This window comes from Anaerotaenia torta (assembly GCF_050433395.1).
Lineage (GTDB): Bacteria > Bacillota > Clostridia > Lachnospirales > Lachnospiraceae > Mobilitalea > Mobilitalea torta.
In genome coordinates this window covers 262,516-280,177 of record NZ_JBNPXH010000001.1, presented here as the reverse complement: position 1 = coordinate 280,177, position 17,662 = coordinate 262,516, and the positions used below count along the sequence as shown (strand labels likewise).

The 17,662-nt window shown below is 51.2% G+C and carries 12 protein-coding genes; all 12 read right to left on the bottom strand.

Annotated elements, in window-relative coordinates:
• Positions 1-3 precede the first annotated feature (3 nt).
• Positions 4-684: a D-lyxose/D-mannose family sugar isomerase gene (locus HNQ56_RS01220; protein ID WP_429141955.1), complete on the bottom strand. Its 681-nt coding sequence runs from the start codon at positions 682-684 to the stop codon at positions 4-6.
• Positions 685-730: 46 nt separating this feature from the next.
• Positions 731-1,396: a DUF4867 family protein gene (locus HNQ56_RS01215; protein WP_429141953.1), complete on the bottom strand. Its 666-nt coding sequence runs from the start codon at positions 1,394-1,396 to the stop codon at positions 731-733.
• Between the two features lie 24 nt (positions 1,397-1,420).
• The gene (rpiB, locus tag HNQ56_RS01210) at positions 1,421-1,864 is read right to left on the bottom strand and encodes a ribose 5-phosphate isomerase B (RefSeq protein WP_429141951.1); all 444 of its coding nucleotides are present in this window, start codon (positions 1,862-1,864) and stop codon (positions 1,421-1,423) included.
• A 4-nt stretch (positions 1,865-1,868) separates the two neighbouring features.
• The gene (locus tag HNQ56_RS01205; RefSeq protein ID WP_429141949.1) at positions 1,869-4,916 is read right to left on the bottom strand and encodes an alpha-mannosidase; all 3,048 of its coding nucleotides are present in this window, start codon (positions 4,914-4,916) and stop codon (positions 1,869-1,871) included.
• Positions 4,917-4,933: 17 nt separating this feature from the next.
• Entirely contained in the window at positions 4,934-5,830 is an 897-nt protein-coding gene (locus HNQ56_RS01200) for a ribokinase (protein ID WP_429141947.1), read from the bottom strand.
• A 132-nt stretch (positions 5,831-5,962) separates the two neighbouring features.
• Entirely contained in the window at positions 5,963-7,231 is a 1,269-nt protein-coding gene (locus tag HNQ56_RS01195) for a hypothetical protein (RefSeq protein ID WP_429141945.1), read from the bottom strand.
• Positions 7,232-7,600: 369 nt separating this feature from the next.
• A complete protein-coding gene (locus tag HNQ56_RS01190; RefSeq protein WP_429141943.1) occupies positions 7,601-8,476 on the bottom strand; it encodes a nucleoside hydrolase in 876 nt (291 codons plus the stop codon).
• Positions 8,477-8,488: 12 nt separating this feature from the next.
• A complete protein-coding gene (locus HNQ56_RS01185; protein ID WP_429141941.1) occupies positions 8,489-11,764 on the bottom strand; it encodes a glycosyl hydrolase in 3,276 nt (1,091 codons plus the stop codon).
• Between the two features lie 26 nt (positions 11,765-11,790).
• On the bottom strand, positions 11,791-13,947 hold the full coding sequence (locus HNQ56_RS01180) for a hypothetical protein (RefSeq protein WP_429141939.1): 2,157 nt from the start codon (positions 13,945-13,947) through the stop codon (positions 11,791-11,793).
• 192 nt (positions 13,948-14,139) lie between these two features.
• On the bottom strand, positions 14,140-15,465 hold the full coding sequence (locus tag HNQ56_RS01175; RefSeq protein ID WP_429141937.1) for an ABC transporter substrate-binding protein: 1,326 nt from the start codon (positions 15,463-15,465) through the stop codon (positions 14,140-14,142).
• Between the two features lie 187 nt (positions 15,466-15,652).
• Positions 15,653-16,669 carry a carbohydrate ABC transporter permease gene (locus HNQ56_RS01170; RefSeq protein ID WP_429141935.1) on the bottom strand — a complete coding sequence of 339 codons (1,017 nt, stop codon included), beginning with the start codon at positions 16,667-16,669 and terminating at the stop codon, positions 15,653-15,655.
• Between the two features lie 14 nt (positions 16,670-16,683).
• The gene (locus HNQ56_RS01165) at positions 16,684-17,616 is read right to left on the bottom strand and encodes a carbohydrate ABC transporter permease (protein WP_429141933.1); all 933 of its coding nucleotides are present in this window, start codon (positions 17,614-17,616) and stop codon (positions 16,684-16,686) included.
• Between the last annotated feature and the right edge of the window lie 46 nt (positions 17,617-17,662).

Genomic DNA, 17,662 nt, shown 5'->3' with positions numbered 1-17,662 from the left:
TCCCTATCTTGCTTTGGGATACTCATTGCAAAGAAGACGGTAAGGCTCCTCGTCCTCTTCTATCCTGGGAAAGCGTCCGCCCTTTTCCAGGAAACGATTATCCGCATTATCGTCATTGCATTGGCTGACCTCTCCTATCATAACGGTTCCGAAGCCTTCCTTCGCCCAGAAGGAATGGTACAGGCCCCTGGTTAAGGTTACGCTGCTGCCGGGCTGAAGCTCTAATACGGTTCCCGCCTTCAGGGTAAGCTCCACACCGTCGCTGACAATGTGGACATCCGTATCAGCCAGCTCTTCGTTCTCCGTGGAATTATAGAGCTGCATCATGAGGATTCCGCCGCCCCGGTTGATGATATCCTCCATCTTGTTCCAATGAAAATGCATGGGACAGATCTGGCCTTCCCGGCTGATGAGGATTTTCTCCGCATAAGTCTTCTCATATCTGCTGTCCGCCGGATTACCGTTACGGATGGTGATTAACGTAAGCCCCGTATGGTCAAAATCGCCGCGGCCGAAATCCGTGATATCCCATCCCAACATATTATCTCTGATCTCATCGCATTCCTTCCCCTTCTGCTGCCAGTCCTGCACTGTCCAGGAGGCGAAGGGAGGAAGTGCAAATCCCTGCTTCTGAATAAACGCTTCACTTTCTTTTATGACTCTGTTGATCTCAGACCGTTTCATCTTCTATTTTCCTCTCTTTCCGCAAGCTTTTGCCGGCTTTCCTGTCTCAGGAAATCTTCCTGGGCAGCTGAATATTTTCTCCTCTGAGTCCGATGTGAGCCCCCGTAATCTGTGCCTCCCCGTGAGCCAGCAGCCATTTATTGACCGCGAACAGCAAGCGGCTTGCTCCGATTTCCTCCGGTTTTTCCTCCAGTTCACCGTTGGTTCCCCTCGGCAGGACGATTCCTACCTGAAAACCTCCCGGGCCGTAGCTGCAGGGCGCATAATGCAGTGTTGTGGCATAGAGCTCCACCGCCATGCCCGCGGGAAGATGAAAGGCTTCCACAAGAGAGGTGTCATAGGTAAGATCCTCCGTTATGTCCCGGAGATCTCCCAGCAGAAGCACCGCATCCGTTGCGGCAATATTTATTTCCGAATCCTTATGATATTCCAAGGCATTCAAGGTCCAGTTATGTCCGTTGCAATACCCCACTTCAATGGGCATTCCGCCGTAATAATGCTTCCTGATCTCCCCGGCGGCTTCCGTCGCTTCCAGCACATCCAGTGAGGCCACATATTCCACCGCTTCCCCCATGTCCGTCTTCCCGGGAGAGTCCGCTTCCGGCGGGCAGTGGGTCTGCTTCAGGACCTCCAGAAGCCCGGTCAGGTCCACATCTTTCAGGATTCTTCCATATCTTTGAAATGAACGGTCCTTTACGCTTTTTCGTTCCATTCTCTCTCCTCCTGTTCTCCGATGCTATTCTTTATTTTCTATCTCTGCAATCATCTCTACCCGCTTTGCATGTCTTCCGCCTTCAAATTCGGCCGACAGCCACTGGCCGACAATCATCTTCGCCAGATCCAGCCCCACGACTCTGGCGCCGAAGGCCAGTATATTCGTGTTGTTATGCTCCTTGGACAATCTGGCGCTGTAGGGCTCGCTGCACACTACCGCACGGATTCCCTTCACCTTATTGGCGGCCAGCGAGATGCCGACACCGGTGCCGCAGATCAGAATACCGCAGTCAGCTTCCCCGCCGGCTACCGCACGGGCCACTGCCTCCCCGTAGATGGGATAATCGGTTCTTTCCCCGTTGTGGGTGCCGTAATCCGCAACCGTGTGTCCCAGGCTCTCCAGATATTCCTTCACACTTAATTTCATTTCCAGCGCCACATGATCATTTCCTATCGCTATCTTCATTTCCTTATCCTTTCTGGCTGGGGCGGATTAGCAGGGTGTGCACCTCAAACCTCTGGAATTCCAGCTCCAGGGAAGCTTTGCCGCACCCGGAATACGGTTTCTCCAGCAGGTTGCAGAGGCTCACCGCCTCGTAGCCCTCTAAAGTAATTCTGGCCTTCGTTCTCCGTCCTCCGGCTTCATAAAATCTGACGATATAACCTTCCCCGGATTGCGCCTTTTTGATGGTGTCTATGACGATATTGGAGCAATCCACTGTCACAGGAGAATGGATCACGGTTCCCTGTTCTGTCATTCCAGTTTCTGTCTCTTTCCCTGCGGCTTCTGCTTCTTTTGCCGCCGGCTCAATAATAACAGGATAATTCAACAAAAATCCTTCCCGTACTACCCCGCCTTGAATGACGTCTCCGGTATGGGGATAAATCGAGTAAATAAAGCGGTGCTTTCCCCTGTCCCCCTGTTCGCAGGGACAATTCTGACTCCGAAGGAGACATAGATCCAGAGTGTTATTCCATAGCTTATAGCCGTACTTGCAGTCATTTAAAAGTGCGATGCCGCTGCCTCCGTCGGACAGATCCGCCCATTTATGGGCGCATACCTCAAATTTAGCCTCATCCCAGCTGGTATTGGTATGGGTCGGACGCTTCACATGTCCGAACTGGATCTCACATTCGGCGGTGTCCGTAAGGACGGACACCGGAAAGTCCACCCGGAGCATCTGATATTCTTCCTTCCAGTCAACCTCGGTATCAAAATCAATTCTGGCGGAATGCTCCTTTAAGGTCACCGTCTGATGGATGGCAGAATCACCGGCCAGATAGCGGAAACGAATCCCGCTCACTCCCGCCTGCCGAAAACCTTTTGCAGAAACCGGGGCGACCGGCACCGGCGGGGCCTTCAAATAATCCTTGTTAATATCCCAATGGGTCAGCTCATCCGGATACAGGCAGAGTCTGTTTCCTTCGCTTCCCTCTTTTATCATGTCAAAGCCCGTCACCTTATGGATCAGGGAGGCCAGCGTTCCGTTCGGGGTGAATTCCGCCCGCACCAGCTCATTTTCCAGAACCAGCTCCGAACCGGCTTCCTCGGATCCCTCTGCGGCATCCGCCAGATCACAGAGGAGAATTCCGTAAGCGGGGATTTCCGCCTGGATCTGTCTGCCGCCCACGGTAAGCTCTTCCCTGCGGGCAAAGCCAGTGGGATTGCAGAGCAGTACCGGCTCCCTGCAGGAACGGGTATCCAGAGTTGCTGAAAGCAGCTCCAGAATCTCCTTAATTTCCAGGTCAATCTCTGACAGAATGACCTCATACCGGCCGTTCACCTCCCGGTATACTCTCGCAATAGAAGATCCGGGAAGACAGTCATGGAACTGGTAGAGGAGAATTTCCTTCCAGATCTCCTCCAGCCTCTCCTTCGGATAGGGGCGTCCGCACCGGACCTCCGCCAGCACCGACAGCCACTCCAGGGTGTGGAGCTTCTGCTCTGTCCGGCGGTTATTTAACTTAATCTCCGCAATGGAAGTATAGGTTCCCTGGTGTCTCTCCAGATAGAATTCACCGGACCAGTTCCGGTAATTCTCCCTGTCCCCTTCGATCCGCCGGAAGAAATCAACGACGAATTCATCCCGGTGGGGAGGACAGCCCTTCAGATTCTTCATGCGCCTCTTCCGTTCAAAATGCTCATAGCCCGGCCCGCCTCCGCCGTCCCCAAGGCCGAACAGCATCAGAGCTTCCTTACAGCGGTCCAGATCTTTGTTATGGTATTGGCCGTAGATGGCCATCTGGGGGACAGCCGCGCTGGTATAGCTATCCTCTGGGGGCATATGGGTTAAGACCTCGCTGCCGTCCGGTCCCTGCCACCGGAAGGTGGTTCTGGGAAACCGGTTGGTGTCGTTCCAGGACATCTTCTGGGTCATAAAATAAGGAGTTTCCGTTTTACTGAGCAGCTGGGGCAGGGCAGCCGAATATCCAAATACATCCGGCAAAAATCCAATCTTCATCTCCAGCCCGAATTCCTTTTGAAAGAATTCTTTGCCGTACAGAAGCTGGCGGACAAGAGCCTCTCCTGAGGGAATATTGGTGTCGCATTCCACCCAGAACGCTCCCTGAACCTCCCACCTGCCTTCCCGGATCTTCTCACAGATCCGGTCATAGATCCGGGGATAATCCCGTTTCAGCCAAACATACAGGGGCGCCTGGCTGCAGCCGAATTTGTATTCCGGATAGATATCCATCAGCTTTAATACGGTGGAGCAGGTTCTGGCGGCCTTTCGGATGGTCTCTCTCTGGGGCCATAAAAACAACAGATCCAAATGGGAGTGACCGATGGAGGAATACATCATGGCCGGATTCTCATTGCCCCGGGATAATATCTCCTGCAGAAGCTCCCTTGCCTTCTCCATGGAAGCCGGCGTCAGCTCCGACAGGGTCTCCTGCGCTTCCAGCAGGATCGGCGCTAATTCGTCCCCATAGGGATCATTGTTTTCACAAAGCCCCACATACAGGCTCTGGCAGACCACCCAGTCGTAGAACAGCTCACGGCATTTCAGATCCACCGTGGCAATGACCGCTTCCTTGACCTTACCGTCATTCCGGTACTGGCCCTCCAGATCATTGCAGCCTGCATCCACCCAGATGTCAATGATAGTATCATCCATCCCCCAGACACAGTCGGATACCTCTACCGCGCGCTTTCCCCACAGTCCCAGGGGAAATTCATTGCGGGAGGTGGTGCTGGTCAGTCCCTGAAGGATCCTTCCGTCCGGAGCATAGACCAGGCCTTCGCCTGAGAAATCAATGAGAAGGACGCATTTCTTTCCTTTGGCCTCTTCCGGCACTTTTCCGGTAAAGTGGAACCAGGCACAGTCAAATAACTCACCCCAGGTCTCCCCTGCCTTCGGTATAAAATACTCGCCGCTTTTCCTGTCCTCATAGGGCACGGGCTCCTTCGTCCGGTATGCCTCCATGGACAGCCCGGCCACCGTCTGATAGACGCCCTGTTCTAATTTTTCACGTATTCGGGTGAAACTTTCCTCATTTATTCTAAACTGCTCCATCGGTACCGGCCCTTCCTTTATTTTCTCAACTCCAACTGTGCTTCCGTGACTTCCTTCCGTACCGGAATGGAAGGGGCAGCTCCCATTCTTGACACCGCCAGGGCTGCTGCCTTGGAGGCGATCCGGAGTGCTTCCTCAGGAGAACCTCCGGAGGTAAGCTCATGCATGAAATATCCGGTAAAGGTATCTCCCGCCGCTGTGGTATCCACGGTTTTTACATCATAGATTCCATGGGCGCAGCGCATGCTTCCGTCATCATATACGGCCCCTTTGCTTCCAAGGGTCAGAACAACCGTACTCTGGGGATATCGGCTTCTCAGCCCCGCAAGGATCTCATCGGGTTCCTCCCTGCCTGTCAGCTCTTTTCCTTCTATCTCATTCAATATAAAATAATCAACTTTATCCAAGGGCAATTGCCTCAGATTTTCTGAAACAGGGGAGGGATTTAATACAATTTTCATACCGGCACGGGAAGCCCTCTCCATAATAACATCCAGGCGGCTGATCTCATTCTGCAGCAGCAGGTAATCCCCCGCCTCACAATGTGACAGCACTCTTTCAATCTGCTCCTCCGTAATGCCATGATTTGCTCCGCCGTAGAGAAGGATACAATTCTCCCCCTTTTTATCCACCTGGATAATGGCATGACCGGAAACCTCTTCCACGGTATCGATCAGGGTGCAGTCCACCCCGGCTTCTTTCAGAAGCCCGGTGAGCGCTCCGCCGTCCGCTCCGACACAGCCGGCATGGTATACTCTCGCTCCCGCCCTTGCCAGAGCCAGTGACTGGTTCAGTCCCTTGCCCCCGCAGAATTTCGTAAGCTTTGAGGAGGAAAGAGTCTCTCCGCCTCTGACAAAATGATCCACCTCATATACAAAATCAAGGTTCAGGGAACCAAAATTTAATATCTTCATCACTGCCTCCGTTTAAAATGAACTCCTTCAGAAATTCATTCGGGTGTTGTAAACGGCTTCTCTGCCCCAGCTTGACACAGGTAAGGGAAGCCGGGTTACAACACCCTCAGAATTCACACAGCACTCCTGCTGTTATTCCTTTGTTATATTCAGGGTAATATAGGCGCTCACCCAGCCGCCTTCTGCAGTGGAGGGACAGAAGAAATATAATTCCTCCCCTGCTTTTAATTCGATACCTGTCTGCTCAAAGGCTGCCGGCTCCGCTTCAGCCCCTTTGCTGGGCTCTGCGGTGAATACATCCTTGCCGTTCAGCCTGCAGTGGAGCAGCTCCGCATCCTGTTCCCAGGGATTCTTCACGGTGCCCTTCACGGTATAGGTTCCATCCTCCGGTGCCTTAAAGCTGAGGGTTCCGTAGCTTCCGGCCTTGCCATCCGCATTCAGCTCTACAAAATCCGCAACATCTCCGTTGAGGCCGACGCCGGTCCAGTTTCCTGCCACCGGATGCCAGGGGGTCAGTTTATCCATTGCTTCCAATACAGTACAGGGAGTGAAGGTTGCTCCTTCATCCGTAGTAACATAATACAGCCAGGGTCCGTTCTCTCCCGTAGCGCTGGCAGTGTCAAAATCCGCAACGGCATCATAGCCGGATGCTGCAGGAGCTGCGGGCAATACTACTTCCGGAACCGTCGTCGGCTCATAATAGAAATTCACATCCACATAGGCGCTCACCCAACCGTCGGCTGAGGTGGAAGGACAGAAGAAATAAACGGTATCTCCGGCCTTTAACTCAACCTCCGTTACCGGGAACGCAACTGCCGGGTCTGCACCGCCGCCGGGCTGAACCGTGAACAGATCCGTGCCGTTCAGCCTGCAGTATAAAAGGTCCGCCGTCTGATCCCAGGGATTGATTACATAGCCTGTGATTGCATATTTTCCGTCTGCGGGAGCCTTAAAGCCAAGGGCTCCGTTCAGACCGTCCAGCATATCCGTGTTCAGCTCTACCAGATTGGGCACATCTGCGTTTAAGCCCACACCGATCCAGTTGCCTCCCCAGGGATGCCAGGGGGATAAGCCGCCGGTAGCTTCCATTATGGTACAGGGGTCAAAGGTCGCTCCCTTATCGGCAGTAAAGCTGTAGACCCAGGGAACATTCTCGCCTGTGGCACTCTCTTTGTCAAACTGTTCATAAGCATTAAATTTTGTATCCGGTGCTAAGGCTGTCTCATCTTGAGCCGGCTCCGTCGGTTCCGGAGTGGGTTCCTCTGTCGGGTCCGGTGCTTTGGTCGGGTCGGTATCCTCTGTTTTGTTGTCTGGCTGCTCGGGCTTCTCCTTCGTAGCGCATCCGGCAAAAGCAAACGTCAGCAAAAGAACGGATAACATAAGTACAACTGCTTTTTTCATTTTTCTACCTCCTCTGGGATTATGTTTTCTACAAACACCTGGTTAAATATGGGGTAATCGTTTTCTCAAGAGGTGAGTAAACCTTTACTCAAATCCATCATACCCTATTTTCTTCAGAAAAGCAATCAATCTTTAAACTTTTTAAATTTTTATTGCAGTTCGGCTGGTGGAGCCACAACACCCTTTTACTTGCCTTTCCTTCTCAGTGTGCCCGGTAGGGCACACGTTCAAAACGCTCCGCTTCACAAGATGCGCAAATGTTGCATTCTGTATTACAGAATGTAACATTGTCCGGTCTGCGCAAAAGGGTGTTGTGGCTCCACCAGCTGAGCTGCAATAAATTTTACCCCCCTTCCCGAGTTTCTCCTGCTACCGCACAATACGTTCCAGAAGCCTTTTTTTGAATTCTTCAGGTTTTACATCCACAGCCGCCTTCACCGGATTCCCTTCTCCCCAGTCACAGTCAATGGTCAGGCCTCTGGTATACTGGCCGGAGGTTTCGATGAGAATCTTCTTATCCTCAAAGGTGATAAGATCATCCCAGATGAGACAGGATAAGGCCAGAGGATCGTGGAGTATGGGCAGGTATCCGAAATTTACGCAGAAGGTATCCAGCATCTCTCCAAGGAGTGTACTGCGCTCATTGCCGGCCTGTTTCACATATTCGATATCCTCTCTTGTGAAGGTACAGCGGTTGGTCACATCAAGACCCGTCATTACAATGGACGCGCCGGATTCAAAAACAATCCTTGCCGCCTCCGGGTCACATACAATATTCCATTCCGGGTGGGCCTTGGTAATCTGGCCCCCCATCATGATAATTTTAATATCCGGTACGATATAGGGTGCTTTGGCAATCGCCAGGGCAACATTGGTCAGGGGACCGATGGCCGCGATGGTTAAAGCTCCGTATTTCTTTACCGTCTCTATAATGAAATCACAGGCGCAGGGAAGAGGCTTCCCGTCCAAAATCCCAAAATCCTTGCTGCTGTTGGGTATCCGGCTTTCGTCCCACCAGCCGATCAGCGGTTTCTCCGCGCCGGTGCTTACGGGAATATCCTCCCGCCCGAATACCTTCAGCATATTTCTGGTTACATTGGCGCGCCATTCATTCGCCAGATATACGGCTGTTATTCCCACAATATTTATTTCCGGTGAATTCAGCGCCAACGCCAGCGCCAGCGCATCATCCACATCCCCGCCGATATCGGTATCAATTAAAAGATTCACAGGTTTCTTCTCCAATTCATTAACCTCCTAGAAAATCAGCTCATACCGGTCAAAGGGCCGGATTTCGGCATGGAACAAACCGGAAGGATTCCTGGTGCCCTCCAGAAGATTAATTATGGTGTTGACCACCTTAAGGCAGATCTCATTCTCACCAGGCTTGACATAAGCGCTGATCTCCGCCTCGTAGGGCCTCCATAAACAGGTCTTTACCAGCTCACCGTTTACATATACCTCCAGCACATCGGTTCCCACCTCCGCCGTGAGCAGCAGCGCCTTACGGCAGGTCTCCTCATCCAGAACAATGGTCTGTGTGTAGCTTCCGGTGCCGGAGAAATAAGGCAGTCCCTGCTTTGTCCAATCACCGAAGGTGACCGCATTCACCGGCCGCGTAATTATTTCCCTGCCATCGTCCTCTTTGATTCCAAAGTCACCGATGACCTTTAAGAGATCCACCATGCCGTCGCTCTTCTTTGTTACGGTCAGCTTGACGGCAACTGTATTCCTGCCAGCAGCAGCGTAACCACGCAGCGGTACTTCTTTGATCTGCGCATCCAGGAAGCTGCGCACCGGCGTCTCTGTCATTCTCTTACCGTTAATATACAGCTCATAGGCGCTTCCCTTAAAGCCGTCGATCATCAGTCTGAGATCCCCCGGTATATAGTCCGCATGGAACTCCGTCACATACCACAGAGCCACCGGATAGGTATTCTCATCCCGCTCTTCCGGAAGCTGCATCTCCCAGGCTCCCATTCTCATATCCATCCAGCCGGAGAAGTCGTAATCCGGCTGTGCCAGCCCGGCTGCGTCCACATTGCCGTCGTCAAGCTTCATCTTCCAGAGGTCGGTGAGCAGTGCGTTGGGTGCATTTACGGAGAAATCAAATTCCTTCTTGAATTCAATAACTTCCTTGGAATTCCCCTGCTGTGCAGGAATGACCACTTTCTTTTCCTCATTGTCGATGGCAAGGATCAGCTCTCCATCCTTCTTCAGACATCCGATTCCTTCCGCCTTATTCCGGGACAGGCCGGTAAGCAGGATGTCGGAGGAAACCGCATAAATCTGACCGGCCTGCTCCTGAAGGCTGAGCATGGCGGAGCCATAAGGCGGCAGTGTCAGTGCCAGGGTGGTTTTTCCGTTTTCAATTCTGTATACCAGAGCCTTCCGGATATCGCCGGTCTCTAAATCCCAGATTTCCGGCTGATGCACTCCGGCAAAGGTGACCTGTATCTCCGCTCCCTGCTCCACGGGATTGATGAGGAAGAAGATATCCTTTCCATCCTTGATCCGGTGCAGATAGAACACTTCGTCGCTGTCAATCTCAATCTCCGGTGTTACACAAGCCAGCATCTGCTGCTTCAGAACCTCGATACCGTCCTTTGCGGCAAAGCCCTGGCCGGATACCAGTGTTACCCTTCCTTTGCCCTGGTCTCTTACGGTCAGGGTAAGGTCTTTTTCCCTGGACTGCAGGAAATCATCCTTCAGCTCATTGGGATTTCTTCCGAACAGCCGCTCCATTCTCTCCTCTAACTCCTCACATTGGCCTTCCACACAATGGTAGGGCAGCAGGGCATCTCCGCCCAGCCTGCCTCCGGCAGCGACAAAGCGCTCCATGATGTCCAGGGTGGAAGCCTTGATGTGAGTGCAGGGAGGAAGCATGAGCATCTCGTACTCCTCGTCGCGGATACAGAGCTTTCCGTCTCTGATCTCGCATTCTCTCAGGATGTCCTCATCAATATAATCAAAGTCAATATGCAGGCGCAGTAACCGGTCTGTCATATAGTTAAAGTCATTTTCTATGGTGTCCCCGATTTTATTATGGGCCTGGGGCGTATAGGTGGCCCAGATGCTGTTCATGGGATACAGGATGGCAACCCTGGCCACATGCCTGCCGCCGCTTAAGGTATATCCAAGACGGGTCATATAGTCGTTGAACAGCTTGTACTGCTTCCACCAGGTATGATGATAGAACTGGGACGGCGGCCAGTCGCGCTTGCGCTCTCCCTCAATGGTATAATGATAGCCGTGAGGATTGAAGAGATTCACACCCAGGATGTATTCCCAGTCTGCAATCCACTTCATGCGCTCCATGGTACAATCCCAATAGGCTCCGCCCATGGACTCGCACAGAAGCCTTACGCTTCCGTTCTGATGCGCCGCACTGCTGGCGATCTTCAGCGCCACATGCTCATTGGGCATTTCCCTGGTTCCGATTCGGGGATACAGATGATCCACTCCGGTCATATCCAGATGGCGCAGATGATGGAACAGGTTGCCTCCCGTTCTGGCGTGCATACGGAGGGATTCCTCATAGAGCAGATGCCCGGTGAAGATCACGTCATTCTCCTCGCACCAGTCTCCGATGGTTTTATAATAGGTTTGCTCATACTGCTTGGTCAGACAGCTCCAGAAATCATAGCGGACCTGCTCCGTGTCGCCGCCCAGGTCATAGAAAAGCTTGGGCAGATGCTTCTTCAGATCATATCCGTTGTGCTGCTTAAAGATCTTGAACATCTTCTTGGACCAGGGAATGATGAAATTATCCCTTCCCACTTCAAAATAATGCATTGCCGGCTCGTCAGTGTAAAAGCCCTTGATATCCTTGGAAAAGCTCTCTCCCACCGATGCCTTATACCTTTCATGGGTATATTCCAGGAACTTCTTCGTGGTCTCCGGATTCAGAACGTCCGAGTACCAGTTTGCCTTACGCTCAATGAAATAAAATAATTTCCAGGGTCCCTTGGGCGCTTCCCAGGTGATTACCTTGTCAAAGGAAAGGGAGGGCATCAGGTCGATGAATTCAAAATTGCCCTTCTCCATGTCGTCCAGCTTCATAGCACAGGCATAGACCGGTTCCGATTCCTCAAGGTCATTGTAGCGGGAATCCGTTCCTTCCATAAAGGTGAAGAACTGCCCGGGAAGATCTCCCTCCACCAGCTCCAGATATACATTGGTCAGTTCCGGATTCTTTTCCATTACTTCCTTGCCGGCGGTGCCGCTGGGCCAGTTATACTCATCGTAAACCCATACCTGCAGGCCGATCTCCTGGGCCTTCTCAATGGTGAATTTTACACGGTCGAACCAGTCCTCTCCCAGATAGGGAACCGAATCATTGATTCCGAAGCGGGCATGAATGTAAAGTCCCGGTATTCCTTTGTCGTAGTATTCCTTCAGCTGGTATTCCATCTCGTCATAGCTCATTTCCCCGTTCCAGAACCAGAAGGGCATAATGCCGAATTCTCTGGAAGGATTCCGGAACTTGGCTTCCGAAAGGGCCTCACCGCTTACCAGTTTGTTATAGTCCATACTTTTTCCTCCATTATCATAACAGTTCAGATAAAGCGTATTACAAGATATAAGGGCATATCGTAAATCGTTAGTTTCATGGTGTCTCCCTGTACCTCTGCCGAATACTTCACCTCGGTACCGTCCAGAGTGTAGAGCTTTACTCCCTGGGCAGAAGCAGGCTTTTTCACCGTCACGCCCAGAGCAGGAACAGGCATTACGCTATCCTTTTCCGAATCGTAATTATAGTTCAGCAGATGTATGGTATGGGTGCCGCCATTCTTTTGCAGATGGACACCGATCCGGGGATCGTCCACCTTAATCTGGCCGATGGATTCATTCAGTCCGGCAAAGCCCTTTCTGAACGCTTCCAGGGATGCTTTCTTACTGTCTGAATTTTCACAGTAGACCGCATTTCCCTTTTGGAGAACTTCTTCCTGCCATCCCGGAAGATTGGCGGCAGTTTCTCCGAATAACAGCAGCTGTCCTCCCTGGTTCCTGTATTCGTCCAGCACCTGGGTCTGTTCCTCTGTCAGCACATCACAGGCCGGCAGGATGATCAGTTCATAATCCCGAAGCTCCTCCATGGTCAGAGGGCGCTTGCATACCTGGTCATCTCCCAGGATCTTAACGTCATAGACCACCTGCTGGTCACTCAGCTCCTTAATCACTTCCCAGAAGGGAAGACGGGAGGTGTTCTCATCCGTGATATCGGTGGGTGAATAGAACAGAATGCTGTTCTCCTCGGTGATTACATTGCCGTTATAGGCCTTGGTCACTTCTTTCCAGTAATAACTGGGGAAGGAATACACCACCAGAATCTTCGCTCCGCTTTCCTTGCTGTAGAAATCCTCATGACCCGCAAGGAAGTCCTGCACCTCCATGGTTACGTCTCGGGGAGGGTAGAAGGCATCCTTGATGGTATTACCCATCCAACCGCCGTAGGGCACGCTCATATTACAGCCGTAAGCGGAAGCCTCCAGCAGGAAAAGACGGTATAAATCATAGCCCTTTCCCCGGTCCAGCATCTCCAGCAATTCCGGAATCATGCCGCCGTAGGGGTTCTCCGCCACGATTACCGGCTTGCTGTTGGAGAAACCGGCAATATAGCGGTACCAGTAAGGCTGCTGGAACAGGGTCTTTTCCATCTCGGTGATGATGACATCCACCGTATGCTCCATGGGGAAGTATACGGGCATACAGTTGAAGAAATTACCGGATACAAGGATTTCCCTGTTCTGGACGGTTCTTGCGTAATCCCTTGCGTAATCTACCAGCTCTATAAAATGCTTCTTGACCGCACGCAGCTGGAATTCATAATACTCTCTGAACAGCGGCGCTCCGTCGGGGAAGGAATAATTGCCCTCCAGCAGGAACTTCTGATAATCAAAGTTCTCCAGATCAATATGATCATATTGGGAGTCCAGCAGTCCCTGTTTCCGAAGCTCCTGTAAAAATGCCCGGAACTGCTTTCTGCAGTCCTTGCAGAAGCATCCGCCGGCCCGGAGGGAGGTAATGGGAAGCTCTGCTTCATCCAGCTGAATTCCTGCAACTCCCGCATCCAGTTGGATTTTAATAATCTTCTTTAGGTAATCTCTCCATACCGGATTGTTGCGGCAGGTCTGGTGGCAGGTCCTGGAATGGCCTGTTACCTCCACCCACTGGGCATGAACCGGCTCTCCCTGATAGGTTCTCGCTGCCGCTTCCTCCCACAGGTCTGTAACCAGTTCTCCATCGCTGTTGATAATCCCGTCGGGATAGTAGTCCTTTAAAGTGGTGCGGAATAATCCCTCGTGCTTTCCGGAAGAGAACTCATTGAGACCGTAGTAATCATGAGCTGTGCCTTCCCGCATCACATTGAACTGCTTCATATGTTTTCCGTCCTCCGAGATCTCAACCGGGAACTCCCAACCCTGTACCTCGAATACGATCCCCATAACCTTGATTCCCCGTTTATTGCATTCCGCAATAAATTCGGAATCATTCATAAAGCCATAGAAACGAAGCCTCGGATCCAGCTCGCCAAATGCTTCATTCTCAAGATAGGGCAGGGAAATAGACCCTCCTCCCAAGGCAGACCAGACTAAGATGGTTCCCTTGTATTTCTCAATGTCTTCCACCATCTGCATACTGCGAAAGGGCAGACTTGGGTGATAGCAATGATTGTTTTTATACCAGCCGTCAAAATAAATTCCTCTTTCCATGAGCAACTCCTATTCGTTTATTCTATTCCTGATTCGTTTTCGATCATCCCGCGGACGGGCGGTTCCGCTAGTGTCGGTGTCAGTGCCGGTGTCAGGCACCAATTCGATGTGCCCTTCCTCCGCGAGGATATACCCGGTGCCTGACACCGCTCGATGACACCGCCCGATGTGCCGCGGGATGATCGGCAAGCTTTATTCCTGAGGTCCGAAGATCAGTTCCACGGACGCGTTAATCTCCGGATCCATGTTGGCACCGATGGTGGATGCGGGAACACCGTCACGCATAAAGTTAATGATGGAGCCCACGATATGATCCACATCATCCAGATTCTTATCATAAGCATATACCAGCTTGACATCATCCGCATAGATCATATCATAATTTTCCTGTCCGATCCGGTTTGCTTCCTTCTTATCGCCGACAGCAAGCTGCTTCTCATTTACTATTCTCATAAAGGCTGCCGCTCCTGCGGGATTCTTAGCTCCCTGGGGAACTGCAAAGCCCTGGGGATATACTACCAGATTCTTTCCTTCCATATCGGGGCCTGTAGGGTAGGGAACTACTCCCACTTCAAAGGGATGATCTACCGGGAATTCCTTGCCGCGGATCATGCCCAGGGCTCCGTTATCCCACCATCCGAACATATCATAGCCAAGTATCATAGAATCCATCCAACGGGTCATATAAGTAACGGTATTCTGAACCTTGGGATCGGAGAGCATGGACTTTACTTTACCGTTCTGTGTATCCACATCCAGCAGCGCTCCGCCGTTTACCAGCATGAAATAGGTAATGGTATCATCATAGGAGCCGTAGCCGTACTGGGTTACTTCTCCGTCCACCTTCTTCGTCAGCGCCTTGATGGCTTTCTCAAACTCATCAAAAGTCCACTGGCCGGCACGGAACAGCTCATCCGGAGGGGTAAGCCCTTCCAGAGCAAAGAGATCACGGTTAAACATAATGTAATAGGTATAGGGCTTGATGGGAATCGCGTAGGTCTGGCCCTTCCAGGAGAAGAGGCTGCGATCCACATCCCAGTAGCTGTAATCCTGATCGGTTACATACTGGTCGATGGGCTGGGCAATGTTGGATAACACAACATTGTACATATTGCGGTCATACACTTCAAAAAGATCCGGAGCATCTCCTGAATTCTGAAGGGCAATTACCGTCTCCAGCATACTGTCCCATGCGGCATAGATCACATTCACTTTTCCCCCGTATTTTTCTTCAAAATCCGGGACGGCTTCCAGAATGGGATCGTACACATTCTCGTTCTTAGTAATGTCATAAGCATATTGATCCGGGTTGTACCAATATACAACCGAGATGTTGGGATTCTCCAGAGTGTCGGCGATCGGCTCACTTACTGCGGGCTCTTCCTCCTTCTGGGGACTCTGAGTCGGTGTCTTATCTCCCTCATTGCCTTTTCCGGCGTTTTTGTCGCCGCATGCGGCGAAACTGAGGATTACAAGTACCATGACCAAAAATAGAGCGATTTGTTTTTTGCTTTTCATAGAAATTCTCCTCTCTTTTTATATAGAACCTCTTTCCGCAGCTATGCACGGATCAAGAAGTACCTATCCTGGCTTCATGAAGCTTTTTTATAGTCCGGTTAATCCGGAGCAAGCTCCGGAATCTCAGCATCATTCTGCTATAGTCCGGTTAATCCGGAGCAAGCTCCGGAATCTCAGCATCGTTCTGCTATAGTCCAGTTAATCCGGAGCTCTCAATTCCTTCTGTAAAATACTTCTGAAGAATAATATACAGTATCACCAATGGAATGATGGACATCAGGCAGGCCGCCTGTATCTGTGTGTTGGCCGTCTGGATATTCTCCGCGCCGATACCCAGGTTGTGGAGATTCTCCAGCTGTGTCTGAAAGCCTGCCATTGCCGTTGAGATGGTGTCCCTGGTACGGATAAACATGGCCGGCGTGTAGTAGTCATTCCAGTTCCACACCACCGAAAGCAGTACCACGGATAAGGTAATATTCTTCGTTGTGGGAACGATAATTTTCAAAAAGGTTCTTATCGCGCCGCAGCCGTCAATGGATGCCGCCTCCTGTAATTCCTTCGGAAGCCCGGTAAAAAACTGAAGGAAAATGAAGATGTACAGGCCTCCTTTAAAGCCCACCGCCAACAGGGAGGGCAGTATGGTCACCCAGGGTGTTCCGATGAGATTGGGCACCTTGATTGCGCCGCCGGTTATCTGGCTGAGCCATCCCACAATCCCCAGCAGATCCATGCTCCGGTAGCTTGCATAGAGAGAGGTTGATATGGTCTGCTGCGGAACGATAACCGTCAGGATAACCATGGCAACGATCAATTTCCTGCCCTTAAACTGAAAGCGGGCCAGTCCGTAAGCCACATACATGCAGACACAGGTCTGTATCAGCGCGGGGAGCAGGGAGATCAGCACCGTATTCGTCAATACCTTACCAAAATCAATTACCATAAGAACGACGGAAAAGTTCTTTAAGGTAATCCCTTTGGGTATCCAGATAACAGAAGGGTCATAGTACTGTTCCACCGGCTTGAAGGCATTGCTGATCATAAACAGAATGGGGTACAGAATGATAAAACTGATTCCGATCAGCAGGATATGCCGGACCACAGCCCATAGCTTTCTCTGGGGCTTTTTCACCCTTACATAATGAATCATCTCATCTTTTACCTTCTTTTGATCCACCTGCTTTAAATATTTACTTAATGTATCCATCCACTCACCTCCGGTCAGGATTCAATCTTTGATACCCTTTTGCCAATGATCAGGTATACTATTAAAAGGATTACAACAATTACAAGGAAGTAAATCCATGCCATCGCCGCGCTGACGCCGAATTTCATGCTCTTGTCAAAGCCCATTCTCTGAATTGCCGCCATCATCTGGTTCTCGCCCGAGGACGTACCGTAGGAGGTAAAGGAATCGATGATCGTATAAACAATATTCAGGAATATCACCGGTGAAATTCTGGGGACTGTGATCTTCCAGAAGATATCCCATCGGCTTGCCCCCTCAATCTCCGCGGCTTCGTAGGAATCGGAGGGTATCTTCTGCAGCCCGCTTAAGAACAGCAGAATCTGCACACCGGATTTGGTGGCCTGGGCAAATATACTGTCCGCAATTCCTGTGATCCCCGACACCAGGGACGGACTCAATCCCCCCTGGAGAAGGATGGTCCTCAGTCCCGCGCTCTGGAACAGGAAGGCATTGGTGGAGGAAGCGGTGCCGCCGCTGCCCACCGCACTTGACATCATGGTATATACCACACCGCTGGTCAGGATAATCGGAAGGAAGAAGACCGCACGATAGAAGGTTCTTCCCCTGAATTCCTGGTTTAACAGAGTGGCTATGAACAGGCTGAGCATGGTTATGATCACCACCTCCGTCAGCATGTTCTTCACGGCATCCGTCAGCATCGGTATATAGGTCGTATGTTCAAAGAACAAATAGTGATAGTTATCCAGGCCGATAAACCGGGGCGTAAGTCCCTGGGCCTGCATGGTTACATCGTTAAAGGTAAACCAAAAGGACTCCAGGAAGGGTTTCAAAAAGAAAAACAAGAAGCCTATGACCCAGGGGAATACAAACAGATAGCCCGCTCTTCCCTGTTTCCTGCTAAGAGATGTCCTTCTTCTTTTTTTTGTTATTGCCTTTGCCTTCATAATCGCTCCATTCTGCTGACCGCCAACCCAGGGGTTTTCTTATGAG